This window comes from Flavobacterium gawalongense (assembly GCF_007097265.1).
GTDB lineage: Bacteria > Bacteroidota > Bacteroidia > Flavobacteriales > Flavobacteriaceae > Flavobacterium > Flavobacterium gawalongense.
This window is the reverse complement of the sequence record NZ_VJZP01000001.1, coordinates 1-12,964: the sequence shown is the minus strand read 5'-3', so window position 1 is coordinate 12,964 and position 12,964 is coordinate 1. Positions and strand designations below refer to the sequence as shown.

General features: G+C 35.4%; 9 protein-coding genes and 1 tRNA gene. 3 read left to right on the top strand and 7 right to left on the bottom strand.

What is annotated here, in order from left to right; translation table 11 throughout:
* The first annotated feature begins 403 nt into the window (after nt 1–403).
* Nucleotides 404–478, top strand: a tRNA-Pro gene (locus FNW38_RS00050).
* A 132-nt stretch (nt 479–610) separates the two neighbouring features.
* Complete coding sequence (gene trxB / locus FNW38_RS00045) at nt 611–1,558, top strand: thioredoxin-disulfide reductase (RefSeq protein WP_143385882.1); 948 nt, start codon at nt 611–613, stop codon at nt 1,556–1,558.
* 190 nt (nt 1,559–1,748) lie between these two features.
* Here trxB and FNW38_RS00040 read toward each other — a convergent pair whose 3' ends face one another.
* From FNW38_RS00040 to FNW38_RS00020, 5 genes are all read right to left on the bottom strand, one after another.
* Nucleotides 1,749–2,582: a GIN domain-containing protein gene (locus FNW38_RS00040; RefSeq protein WP_143385883.1), complete on the bottom strand. Its 834-nt coding sequence runs from the start codon at nt 2,580–2,582 to the stop codon at nt 1,749–1,751.
* A gap of 89 nt (nt 2,583–2,671) precedes the next feature.
* Nucleotides 2,672–3,412: a head GIN domain-containing protein gene (locus FNW38_RS00035; protein WP_143385884.1), complete on the bottom strand. Its 741-nt coding sequence runs from the start codon at nt 3,410–3,412 to the stop codon at nt 2,672–2,674.
* A 2-nt stretch (nt 3,413–3,414) separates the two neighbouring features.
* Nucleotides 3,415–5,154, bottom strand: a complete 1,740-nt coding sequence (locus tag FNW38_RS00030) for a PspC domain-containing protein (RefSeq protein WP_143385885.1) — start codon at nt 5,152–5,154, stop codon at nt 3,415–3,417.
* A gap of 2 nt (nt 5,155–5,156) precedes the next feature.
* Nucleotides 5,157–5,489, bottom strand: coding sequence for a PadR family transcriptional regulator (locus FNW38_RS00025; protein WP_143385886.1), 333 nt, complete (start codon nt 5,487–5,489; stop codon nt 5,157–5,159).
* A 298-nt stretch (nt 5,490–5,787) separates the two neighbouring features.
* Nucleotides 5,788–6,243, bottom strand: a complete 456-nt coding sequence (locus FNW38_RS00020) for a DUF4870 domain-containing protein (protein WP_143385887.1) — start codon at nt 6,241–6,243, stop codon at nt 5,788–5,790.
* 262 nt (nt 6,244–6,505) lie between these two features.
* On the opposite strand from FNW38_RS00020, the gene FNW38_RS00015 reads away from it, so the two are divergent.
* Nucleotides 6,506–6,958 (top strand): DUF4442 domain-containing protein, encoded by a 453-nt coding sequence (locus tag FNW38_RS00015; RefSeq protein ID WP_143385888.1) that lies wholly within the window; start codon nt 6,506–6,508, stop codon nt 6,956–6,958.
* A 98-nt stretch (nt 6,959–7,056) separates the two neighbouring features.
* Here the strand turns inward: FNW38_RS00015 and FNW38_RS00010 are convergent, their stop codons facing one another.
* Together FNW38_RS00010 and FNW38_RS00005 are read right to left on the bottom strand one after the other, a co-directional pair.
* Nucleotides 7,057–7,290 carry a hypothetical protein gene (locus tag FNW38_RS00010; RefSeq protein ID WP_143385889.1) on the bottom strand — a complete coding sequence of 78 codons (234 nt, stop codon included), beginning with the start codon at nt 7,288–7,290 and terminating at the stop codon, nt 7,057–7,059.
* A gap of 134 nt (nt 7,291–7,424) precedes the next feature.
* Nucleotides 7,425–12,964, bottom strand: a 5,540-nt coding sequence (locus FNW38_RS00005) for a LamG-like jellyroll fold domain-containing protein (protein WP_143385890.1), incomplete at its 5' end; no start/stop codon positions are given.

The following is a 12,964-nucleotide window of genomic DNA, read 5'->3' as shown; positions in this document are numbered from 1 at the left end:
AAATTTTGAACCGTAAAAATACAATTATTTATGGTTTCTAAAAATCTATTTTGTTAACATTTGTTAAAGCTTGATTTGTCGTCATTTGACAGATTCGAATTTTTAAAACTGAATTGGATTTTCAAGAGCTGCTGTAGTTGTTCGTTTCAAGTTCTTGAACGCCCCCTTTTTTTCTAAAGCCCTAAAAGGAGTTTGGCCTAGTCGCTCTTCTGTGTCAAGAAAAATAGGGGGCAGGCAAAGCTTTTCACTGCCATCTGGATTAGGAGAGTTCGATTGCGATACTGTTTTTAGAAGCCAATTTCTTTAATAGAATCTAACCGTATTTTAACGCCAAATAAATTATTTCTTATTTTGAAAATAGTTTTGGAGAAGCAAAAAATAGTTATATATTTGCCGACGCTTTCGGGGTGTAGCGTAGCTCGGTTATCGCGCCTGCTTTGGGAGCAGGAGGCCGCAGGTTCGAATCCTGCCACCCCGACTAAAAATCCTTTCTGTCTTTACAGAAGGGATTTTTTTTATTATAGAATAGCTAAAACTGATTATCCAGGTGCCATAATGCACTAATTATAACTTATTTTTGCACTGTTAAAAATTATAATATAACCATACTATGTCAGATACAATCGAAAAAATTAAATGTCTTATTATAGGTTCTGGTCCAGCAGGGTATACTGCAGCTATTTATGCCGCCAGAGCTAATATGAATCCAGTTTTATATCAAGGAATCCAGCCTGGAGGCCAATTGACAACAACCAATGAGGTAGAGAACTTCCCGGGTTATGTGGATGGTGTTACAGGGCCTGAAATGATGGTTCAATTACAAGCGCAAGCACAACGCTTTGGTACGGATGTGCGTGATGGTTGGGCAACCAAAGTAGATTTTTCTGGAGCTATTCATAAAGTTTGGATCAACGGTACTAAAGAATTGCATTGCGAAACTGTAATTATTTCAACTGGAGCATCAGCTAAATATTTAGGCTTACCCTCTGAACAACACTATTTGAAAATGGGTGGCGGAGTTTCTGCCTGTGCTGTTTGTGACGGATTTTTCTATAGAAATCAAGAAGTAGTAATCGTTGGAGCAGGAGATTCAGCTTGTGAAGAAGCACACTATTTGTCAAAACTTTGTAAAAAAGTAACGATGTTGGTGCGAAGTGAAAAATTCAGGGCTTCTAAAATCATGGAAGAACGCGTTCGTAAAACGGAGAATATCACGATATTAATGAATCACGATACGGTGGAAGTATTAGGAGATGAACAAGTAGTTGAGGGTGTAAAAGCAAAAAATAAAACTACAGGGGCTATTTTTGATATTCCTGCTACGGGTTTCTTTGTGGCTATTGGTCACAAACCAAATACGGATATTTTTAATGAATTTGTCACTTTAGACGAGACAGGATATATTATCAATACTCCTGGAACTTCAAAAACGAATGTTGACGGAGTTTTCGTAGCCGGTGACGCTGCAGATCACGTGTACCGTCAGGCCATTACTGCTGCCGGAACAGGTTGTATGGCTGCTCTTGATGCCGAAAGATATTTGGCTTCTAAGGAATAAAATCAATTAGATTTTTTTGAGATAATAGATTTGTTAGATTATTTTTTAATCTTGCTAACTTTTCAAAATGAAAAATTCCCATTTGCATTAGCAAGTGGGAATTTTTGTTGGTTTGGAGATATTAATTAATCCAATTTTTACTCCCCTCCTTCGGAGGGGTTGGGGGAGGAAGGGGTTGGGGGAGGATTTTTTATTTCAATTTTTTAATCAATTTAGCTTCATCAGCAAATTGTCGCATTTCAATTTTTGGTGTCCCCACAAGTTGAATTTCTGATTTATCAGCGGCATCGATAATAACGGCTGTTGCTGCGTTTAAACTGCAAGTGGAATAACTTTCGGTGGTTACATCGGCATTTTTTATGGTAAGTTTATTTCCTGTTAAGGTTGAATTATTATCCAATCGGATTATCGCATTAGTCGCGTCACCTTCTATAGTCGCATTTGATTTTTGGTAGATATCAACTTTCAAATCAATAGTAGTAACTAATGCTTTTAGAGATGAATTTTTACTCAATTCGATGATTGCATTTTCTGATTTTAAATTCAGTTCCGTTTTTGATTTGTCATCAGCTTGTAATATGAAATTCTTGGTATTGACATTCAAATAAAGTTGGGAAAAATCATGGGCTTTAAATGTTAAATTGTCTAATTGAATTTCTTGTATTGCGTTTATAGTTGATTCATTTTTTGAAGTGACCAGATTTAAATCATTGGTATAGGTAACTCTTACAATTAGGTTTTTGTAATTCACCGCTTCTTTAGTGGTATAAATGCGCAGTATATTGTCTCTTAAATCGAATGAAATAATATCGTGTAAATTGTCATCGGCTTCAATTTTTATTTCGGTTTTTTCTCCTCTTTCCAAATGAACTTCGAGATTGTCTTCTACTTCAAGCGCTTCAAAATTACCAACTTCCCTTTGCTCAACGGTAACCGTTTTTGATCCTTTTATTTTCTCTTTTTTCTGAGCCAGTGTCAATGTGGTTGATAAAAGCACTAAGAGTATGGCAGTATATTTTTTCATTTTCATTTGGATTAGGATGTATACAAATATAAAAAAACCATCCACTTTTGATGGATGATTTTATCTAATTTTTGATTAAAAAGAAATTCTTATTCCTGATGAATGCTTCCTCCTGAATTCTCTTCTTTTCGAATTGATTTTGGAACTGTATTATAACTCACGCTTCCTCCACTAGATGCTTCTGCATCCAAGCTTACAATTGGATGTACATTAACAGAAGCGCCACTTGAAGCGTTAGCTTTGATTTCATTTGCCAATAAATTTTTGGCATCTATAGTACTTCCACTTGACGCTGCTGCATCTAGTTTAAGAGCTTTTCCATTGATGACAATAGTACTTCCGCTACTGGATTCACAAAAAATAGCATCCGATTCAATATTTAGATCTATTGAAGCTGCGCTAGAGGCTTCCAGTTTAATATTTTCCCCTTTTAATGTATTGCTGCTTTTGATTGTAGCTGCACCGGAAGCCTCTAATCGATTAATAACAGGCATCTTTACCGTTACTTTTTTGGATTTTATATTGTTGAAAGAATTATAATCACAGGCAATAATAAGAACGCCGTTTTCCACTTTGGTGGTGATTTCTTTTTGCAAATTATCATCAGCTTCAACAATGATTTCTGTTTTGTCTGATTGTTCAATAACAAGCTCTATAGCATTGCTGACTTTAACGCTTTTAAAATCGCCTTGTACAATTCGCTTTTCAGTGGTGACATGGCCACTTCCTTCTATTGATTTCATGTTGACCATATGATTACATGATGCAAACAATAATGCAACCAAAGTGACACTAATGAATTTTGTGATTAATGTGATGATTTTTATCATGGCTATTTGGTTTTAATGATAATGCCGTCTTTATTAATTTTTAATTCTTGAATGTTGTTTTTTGAATTAATGATCGTGTCATTTTTTACAGAAACTCCGTTTTTATTAATAGTAACAGAGGTTTGAGTGCTGTCGTTGTCATCCATGTCATTATCAACGTCATCATATTCATTTTCATCAGCAGGACAATTTAAACATTTTATTTGAGAGTTTTCCACTTTGTAAATGTAATTGTCTGAACTGTAATGCAAGTTGAAAAAATCATTATCAGAACGATCATAATTTTCAACAGAAGAATCTGGTTTTAGTAAAGTTCCTTCTGGTAAATACAACGTTATTTCTACTTCTTGATCACGGAATTTATTTTTGAAATCAGTTAATAGATAGTTGTCTAAAATCAATTGATTACCAATAATCGTATAGCCATATTGAATTTTTTCAGCTGTTTTCTTAGCTTCAAACAATGATTTTCCCTTCGCTTCTTTTTCAATTTGGATATAAGGTGATTTTTCATCCGTTTTGCGGATATTGATACGTACTTGATTAGAATAAATCACTTTTGCACCGGTTGAATCCTCGGTAACCATGAAATCGTGATTGTCATTTATATTTTTTGAAAAATAATCATTATGTACAAATTTTATACGCAAGGTGTCATTTTCTTTCAATGGTATGATTTGCTTATTTACAACTCTACCGTTAGCCGAAAACGCTGACATTTGTTTTACACCTATTGATATTAACAATGCAATTGAAATTATCCAAATTGCCAATAAAGTATATTTAGCGATATTTCCGATAGATTTCATATTTGGGGCTAATAATTTGAAGCCCAAAAGCATTAGGAAAAATGCCGGAATACTTACAGCGATGTAAAATAAAACTCCAAAAAACCAAATCGGATAATCCGTGAAATTTCCAGATTCGATAAAGTCATGAAATGGGAAATTAGTGAAACCTGTTGAGCCCAGTGATAAAACACCAATTAAGAAAACGATTAGTATTGCTAAACTTGACATAATCAAAATCACACCTAAAAATTTTGCAAAAACCTTGAAAACAGTAATGATAAAATCACCAAATGAGCTTCCTATTTTATTGGCACCTGTTTTTATTTGATTGCCATATTTGTCGTAATCAACATTTTTTATTTTTCCTGAAACGCTTTCAAACTCTTCTCTAACTTTTTTTTCGATATTAGAAATGTTAACCGGTTCCCCTGTCATTTCTAGTTTTTCTGATGTCGTAATGGCTTCCGGTGTTACCACCCAAAGGATAATGTAAGCAAGAATACCGGTTCCAAATCCAGCAAAAACTAATAATATTAAAACAATTCTGATCCAAACAGCATCGATTCCAAAATAGTGTCCTAATCCTGCGGCAACACCGCCAATCATTCCTTTTTCTTTATCGCGATACAGTTTTTTAGATCTTCTATTGGAGTTGTCACTATACGTTTGAGAACCTTTCAATTCATCTTCAATGATGTAATCTTCAGGTTGTCCCATTACAGCAATTACCTCATCAACATCTTTTAATCCTACAACGTGTTTGTCGCTTATTTGTTTCTCGTTCAATAATTCTGAAACACGCATTTCAATATCTTTTATAATCTCATCATGCCCTGATGAATTATTTAAAGAACGTTTTATGGCATCAAAGTATCGTGTTAATTTTTGGTATGCATCTTCATCTATATGAAAGAACATTCCGCCTAGGTTTATATTTACAGTTTTGTTCATGACTATTGTTTTTGGTTGGTTATAAGGTTTACGGCATCAGATAATTCAGCCCAAGTGCTACTAAGTTCGTTTAAAAAAGCTTGTCCTATTTCGGTTAGACCATAATATTTTCTTGGTGGTCCTGATGTGGATTCTTCCCAACGGTAGTTGAGTAATCCGTCATTTTTCAATCGGGTGAGCAGCGGATAAATGGTTCCCTCCACCACTAACAATTTTGCGTTTTTCAAAGTGTCTAATATTTCCGATGTGTAGGCATCTTTTTCTTTCAATACGGATAAGATGCAAAACTCGAGAACACCTTTACGCATCTGGGCTTTTGTGTTTTCAATGTTCATAATTTCTTTTTTTTGATTTTTGGTTGATTAAACTATTCATTTTTTGATTGATGATTGATTTTGTCATTGCGAGGAACGAAGCAATCTCTCATTGCTTAGCACTCTTTCTTTTTGGAGCTATTTACTTCGTCAGTTCGCTTCGCTCGTGTCCTGCTTTCTATTTCAATCTTTTTTATTTTTAAAGGAAAAATAAAAAAGGATTTCCATTGCAAATGAAATTCACTGAACTCCTATGGAAATATATAAAATGTGAAGTAATCAGGGCTATTTAGAAACTGCTTACCTAATTTAGTATTTACTATTTAATAAATGGAATCGTTATTGGGTAGTTGTATTTTTCTCCATTTGATGTTTTTATAGCGGCATAAATAATTAAAAAGAATTCCACTATTTTTAAAAGGCCAATAATAAAAAGAGCCACTAAACCTACTGTTAACATTCCGATGTTACCTTCAAAGCTAAAGTTTCTTAAAACAATATCGTGATCATTTATTAGCGCTTCAAAAGGAATATTCTTAAAGAAAGTAATTAGAAATGTAGGTACGGCTATCATAATTAGTACTAAAGAATACAATAACAAACTCAATTGGAAATTCAGCACTTGTTTACCATTATGATCCACAAATTCCGATTTGTCTTTTTTTGAAGACCAAATCAATATTGGGAAAATGTAATTTCCAAAAGGAATAAAATATTGAGTTAAGGAACTCAAATGAGTAAATGTTGCGGTGTTTTTTTCGGTAGTTGTTTCCATGATTAAAAGTATATAGTAATTTCTTATACAAATATATGGTTAAAAGACAGTATCTTGTTTAGCATAATACCAAATATTAACATTATATTAACAAAATATTTTAATATGTACGCATAATATTTTTTTGTATTTTAGCAAAAAAACCAGCAATAATGAACTCGCCATGATTCAAAATCCCAAAAATAATAAAGAATGGCGATACCATATTGCTTCGCCTGTTCGCTGTCGCTCGAGTCCTATAAAAAACAAATATTAGCTTCATATGAAACTTACCGTATCAAAACTTAATAGATTTCTACTCTTCAAGTTACCATCGGCATTTATCTGTGGCGTACGTGTAAAAGAGATAGATGCGCATCAATGTGTAGTGTCAGTAAAACACCGTTGGATTAACCAAAATCCATTTAATTCCATGTATTTTGCAGTGCAAGCTATGGCTGCTGAGCTTTCTACGGGAGCTTTGGTTATGTATCAAATTCAAAAAAGCGGTAAAAAAATATCGATGTTAGTGGCTAACAATAAAGGGAATTTTACAAAAAAAGCGACTGGAAGAATCACTTTTACTTGTAATGACGGCTATTTAATAGAAAAAGCCATTCAAGGAACTATTGCTACTGGAGAAGGGCAAACCTTCTGGATGAAATCCATTGGAACAGACGAAAAAGGAATCCAGGTTTCCGAAATGGATTTTGAATGGAGTGTAAGAGTTAAATAAAATATGCGTAAATTATTTATATCGGAATTGTAAAAATAGAAAAACGTCTCTAAATTTAGAGGCGTTTTTTATGGAGAATCGAATAATTTCGCTTTAGTTTAGCATTTTTTTCCACTGGCTTTAGCCATTGATGCATCACATTTTTTTCCTTCCGCTTTGCATTTTGTGTTACATTTTTCTACTTCTGCTGCACTCATCGCTTTTGATTTTGAATCTTTTTTTGCACAACAAGATTCTTTTTTAGCTTTTTCTTTTGCAACAGTTTTTACTTCTTGAGCGCTGGCATTAATTGCAAATAAAAATATTGCTAAAAGGGTACCTATTTTCTTCATTTTGTTTTATAGTTAAAATTGTATTATTAGTTGAATTAATTTTCAAATATAAAAAGAATAATTAATATCAATTTTATAATTAGGGTTAATATTTAATTAATTAAGCCAGTTTTTATCATTAGAGATAGATTTAGTTATTTAATAATTATCTTTTTACTAAAATCGCCTTTGGAAGTCATAATTTTTGCAATATAGATTCCTGTATTTAAATTTTTAATTGGAATTTGTATATTGTTTTGTTTTATATCTTCAACAATCCAATCTGCCATAGGTTGACCTAATATATTGAAAAGATATACTGTGTTTACCGTTGCGTCAATAAAATTATTCTTGATGTTTAGAACTTTATTGTTATTGGTGTAATATACCATAATTCCTTCATCCAAATTGGTTTTGTCAACACCATATAACTTATTCACAAATTGTAAGGAGAAGCGATTTTTATATTCGCCAATCGCGAGTGAAATTGGGAAAGTATTATTTTTAATGTCGTGATAGATTCCGGTTATGTTGTCATGTAAATAAATTTCGAGGGTTTCGGGTATATTTTCTAAAGCGTCAATTTTGATAGTCGCTTTACCTTCATTAGCCACGATAATACCGAAAGGGATTATTTGATCATCATTAAAGTTTGGAACTGCCTGAATCACAAACTCGCTATTACTTAATTCCCAATACATATCATTATCATTCATGTCAAACATTTGTGCATCATAACCAATATCAAATTGATTCGTGGTGTTATTGTCCGCACCAACTAATAATTGACGGTGCGCACCAACAGTTGAGTCAAAACCCAATCTGATTTTTAACCTAGTGTCTGTTATTTCTTGTGTTTTTGTTTTTTTAGTACCGCTTGATTTCATAAATAATGAACTCGCCGAAGTTTCTCTTACAAATACACGTTGACTATTTTTAAAATTAATTAAACCACCATCGACGGTTGCTGTTGTCCCGGATATGGCTGGAGTTAAAGCTAGATCGGCATCCACAAAAAAGCCTTGACCCACAGGTATATAGCGCCCTGGTGTATTTAATCCAGAAGCACCATTATTTAAAGTTAATGAACTGTCATTGATACCTGGAACACCTCCCGTTAAAGTATAGGTTGCATAACCACCCTTATATTCGGCCAATATGTGATTATCTGATATGCCAAAATGATCCCAAAAATAGAGTGCGCCATTGAAAATATTCTTGCCAGCTCTTCTGCCTGCCAAATTATCTAAAATAAATTCATCGGCATCGAGTGCGCAGGGATAGGGATTTCCAATTAAATAGGTTTGGATTGCAGGTAAGGGTAGCGTAATAGTTCCAGAATTAGGCTTTCCAACAAAAACATGATTTTGTAGCGCATTGATTGCTGCTGTTCCACCTGTACCCTTCATGGTAAATCCTTCTCCCACTTTTAATGACCCTGTATTTGCAATATAGTTCCATTGAAAATAGTCTTGCCAATCCGTATTAGAATCTGGTGTTGCTGAATTGTAGGACCATATCCAACGGTTACTAATTTTTATTGGAATTTCTAATGCACCATCAGCATAAAAAGCACCGTCGCCAAAAGTTATAGTTTTTGGAATATCAGAAGTTGTGCCATCCTTCAAAACATTTGGAAGCGTGTATGGCTTATTATTTTCGACCCCTTGAATAATACTTACGGGTGATGACCAATAATTGTAATTGAAACTGTTTTTTTTGCCTTGTTGGTCACGCTCGAGATATCCTAAACTGGTTGCGTCAAAAATACTTTCACTGAATTGAGTCGTAGTAAATAGGTTAGTTGCATTATAGGTGCCATATCTCTTTTGCACCAATTGGGATTCCCCTACCAGATCAATAGTACCATTCAATTTTAAATAATGGGTAATCCATAAGCCCTGACCGTCATTTTTTTCAATTGGAGCGGTTACCGCAGGATCTGCAATGGTTAATCTACCGGCAGTCGAAATTAAACCTAATACCGTAATATCTTTATTTCCTGAACTAATATTGTGTGCCGCTTGTACAATATTCCAATCTATAAGAGTTCCATTATAGCCGGTACTATTTGGATAATCCCAAACAGAATCGCCATATTTCCATGGAGTTGTACCGGCCCCTCTATCGGTCCAATTACCATCTCTTATTGAAACATAAGGTAAAGGAGCGGTTTGTTCTTCGGAAGTCGTAATGTTTCTTAATTTGCCATCAACGCCCTTTCCTCCAAAAGGGTTAAGATAACCACAAACAATTAGGTCCATACGGTAATAGCCTTTTAAATTGGACCAATATAAGGGCTGGTCATCGGTTCCGTCTTTATTGGCATCCGGACCATTAATGTCAATAGGTATTATTTCTCCTCTAACAGCAGCGCCATTGTTAACAATTTGTTGATTCATCATTTGTCGTACATGGTCAGGACTTAAGCTTACTTCCCAAATTCGTAATTCATCCATCCATCCTGAAAAATAATTTACTGGTTTATTTGGAGGGTTATTTGCTTGATCCATGGCTCCCGCAATACACTCAAAACTATTAGTTATCGGTGTAGAACCGGCAGCAGTAATAACTTCAATTCCATCAACATATAATCTATAGATTCCGCCACTATAGGTGACGGCAACATGATACCATCTACTGGTAGTTAATGGGAAAGGCGAAGTTATTTTACTTCCATTATTCCAATTAAATGACAATGTACTTCCGACAAGTCTTAGATCATAGCCATCAATAAGACTGTTTGCATTCCGTTTAGATAGAATGGTTTGGATGGTACTTGGTGGGTTTGCAGGTTGTGGATCTGGTTTTACCCAAACTTCTATACTAAATGCACTACCTAATCCATAATTGTTTTTAAAGGCTACATAATCATCAACGCCGTCAAAATCAATAACTTTACAATTGGTTAGTGTTACTTGAACATCACTATAACAGCCGGAAACATCTAGCTTCCATCTCAAAGTATAGACTCCCGCATCACCCGAAAATGATGAAGTTGGACTCTTCGCATCAGAAAAACTATAGGTTCCGCATGTATTTGTAGTATTAAAGACAGACCATGTTCCTGTTGCTCCCGTACCAGGATCGTCACTAAAATCATTAGTTGCCAATGGGTAGGCATCTTTATCCTTATTTTGTTTTGCAGTTTTAGTGTTGTCATAGGCATTAAGATTAACCGTTCTTTCTCCACACTCTGCATTGGTATATTCCATTGCTTTACCAGCATAGGCATAATTTACTTTTACGGTAGCTATTGCCGTTCCGGCTGGATCATATGCTCTGCACCCGTTAACTAAACTTGTTGCTCCATATTGGTGAACGCCTGGTGATGTTGGAACAAATGAGTATGCAACATCAATCGCTCCGGATGCAAGTGGTGGAATGATCGGGTCTCCAATACCATCAGTCCATTCTAATTGAGCACCTACAGGTTTTACAGGGATAGTAATATTATCTATTGCCCATACGCTTTCATCAGTCGTTCCGAAAAATGTCCATTTCACTCTAAGATTAGTATAGCCACCAGCAGGCATTAGTTCAATATATTTATATAAATTAAAACAGGAGTCATCGCATGCGAACATATAATAACTGGGAGTTGAAGAAGTTGGAGGACAGCTTATAGGCATATTGTCATACCAAGTTAATGGCGGGTCTTTCCCTATTAATTCTCGTAAGGTAATGGTGTAATTTGCTCCGCCATCTAATGACAACTCTAACTTGGCATAATCTCCCACACGTAGGTGATACGCTTGGTCGAAGCAAATAGACGCTTCTGCTAAACCTTTCAAACTAAATATAGGGGTTTCTAAGGTTGTTGGTCCTACACCATACTTATCAGTATAAGCTGTGCTATTATAATTGCCATGGGCTATTCCAAATTTCTTCCCCGCTGTGCCATTATCATATTTTATTATATAGGCAGTACCTACATTTTTAGCATCATTGGTTCCTGTCCAATTGTTGACTTTTGTGTTATTAGCTGATGCTGTCCATGCCGTTCCTGCTACTTCTCCATCGATTTTCCATTGAGTGGGATCCCACTTGGCAGGAAATTGCCCCGTATTAAAATCCCCACCCTGACCTATGTTTACTGTAGAAGTGTAACCGTTATGTGCCACTAAGGTTATAGGATCATTTAGACATATAGTAAAATTATTTTGTTCTAGAATTGGAGGGACATCTGGAGGTATTGCATGTACATTTACCATATTTGAATATTGTGTACAGGTTCCCACTTGCACTTTGACTCTAAATAAAGTGGATTTCGTATTTTGAAAATAAAAGGTAGTATTATAGGCGGTGGTGCTAGCAGTGTTTGGAATAACTTGCCAATTGATATCTCCAGCTTCAAATTTTTCCCACTGCACTATAGTCCCTGTTTCGCCTGATAAATTCAATGTTATTGGATTTGATTCATTTGGACAAGAAGTTATGGCTATATTGTCAGTAGCATCTGCTACAGTATAAATGTCAGAGACAAAACCTTTCAAAGATCCTCCAGAAATTTGTGGCGCTGTTAGCGTTACATTTTGTGTTTGAGTTGTTGTGTTTCCGTTACCATCATTGAAAGTCCAAGTCACGACAGTCGTTCCTTGCGCAGTGATTGGGAATGGAGTTGTTGTTGTACCAGTAATTGTTCCTCTGCAATTATCAGTTGCTGTGGGTGGTGTTAAATCTCCTGTTTTTATTTCGCAACCTGAAATATTTAATCCAGATAATGCGTTTGGTACCGGCGCTATTGTGTCATCAATGATTACATTTTGAATTTTTGTTATTGAGTTCCCATTTCCATCATCAAATTTCCATGTAATAGAATAAGTCCCTTCAGTACTAAATGTATGAGGTATCGAATAATCTCCTGTTGTTCCGGTTACAGTTCCTGCACAGTTATCTGTAGTTGTTGGCGCTTGGACAGTTACTGAACATTGAGCTGTTATATTTGGTAATACGGGTACTGTTGGTGCTATATTATCTACTACCGTGATTGTCTTTGTGCCAGTTATTGTATTGGCCGGTGTAGCACTATCAGTAACCGTATAGGTAATCGTGGTCACTCCTTTATTAAATGTATAAGTGCCTACTTGACCAGCTGTTGAAACTTTTGTTGTAGCTCCACTCAATGTATAAGCAATCGTTGAACCAGTACAGTTGTCTGCAAAAGTAGCATCTGGCACCACTACCGTTGCAGTACAGACTCCTGCAGCAGTAAAAGCAGATTGACTCACTCCTGGCGTTACGGTTGGTGTTATATTATCTACTACCGTGATTGTCTTTGTATCCGTTATTGTATTGGCTGGGGTTGCGCCATCTGTAACTGTATAGGTAATCGTGGTCACTCCTTTATTAAATGTATAAGTGCCTACTTGACCAGCTGTTGAAACTTTTGTTGTAGCTCCACTCAATGTATAAGCAATCGTTGAACCAGTACAGTTGTCGCCAAAAGTAGCATTCGATACTACTACCGATGCAGTACAAACTCCTGCAGCGGTAAAAGCAGATTGATTCGCTCCTGACGTAATTGTTGGATTGATATTATCGGTTACGGTAACTGATTGTGTTGAAGTTGCTGTATTACTATTTCCGTCTGTTGCGGTCCAAGTTACGGTGTTTAATCCTTTCACCAAACTCGCTGGTGAACGTGTTACGGTTACCGTTGTACAATTATCTGAAGCACTTGGAGCTGTTAATT

Bases quoted from the DNA above. Each gene is read 5' to 3' on its own strand.
- trxB (WP_143385882.1), top strand. From the start codon at position 611: ATGTCAGATACAATCGAAAAAATTAAATGTCTTATTATAGGTTCTGGT.
- FNW38_RS00040 (WP_143385883.1), bottom strand. From the start codon at position 2,582: ATGAAAAAATATACTGCCATACTCTTAGTGCTTTTATCAACCACATTG.
- FNW38_RS00020 (WP_143385887.1), bottom strand. From the start codon at position 6,243: ATGGAAACAACTACCGAAAAAAACACCGCAACATTTACTCATTTGAGT.
- FNW38_RS00025 (WP_143385886.1), bottom strand. From the start codon at position 5,489: ATGAACATTGAAAACACAAAAGCCCAGATGCGTAAAGGTGTTCTCGAG.
- FNW38_RS00010 (WP_143385889.1), bottom strand. From the start codon at position 7,290: ATGAAGAAAATAGGTACCCTTTTAGCAATATTTTTATTTGCAATTAAT.
- FNW38_RS00035 (WP_143385884.1), bottom strand. From the start codon at position 3,412: ATGATAAAAATCATCACATTAATCACAAAATTCATTAGTGTCACTTTG.
- FNW38_RS00015 (WP_143385888.1), top strand. From the start codon at position 6,506: ATGAAACTTACCGTATCAAAACTTAATAGATTTCTACTCTTCAAGTTA.
- FNW38_RS00030 (WP_143385885.1), bottom strand. From the start codon at position 5,154: ATGAACAAAACTGTAAATATAAACCTAGGCGGAATGTTCTTTCATATA.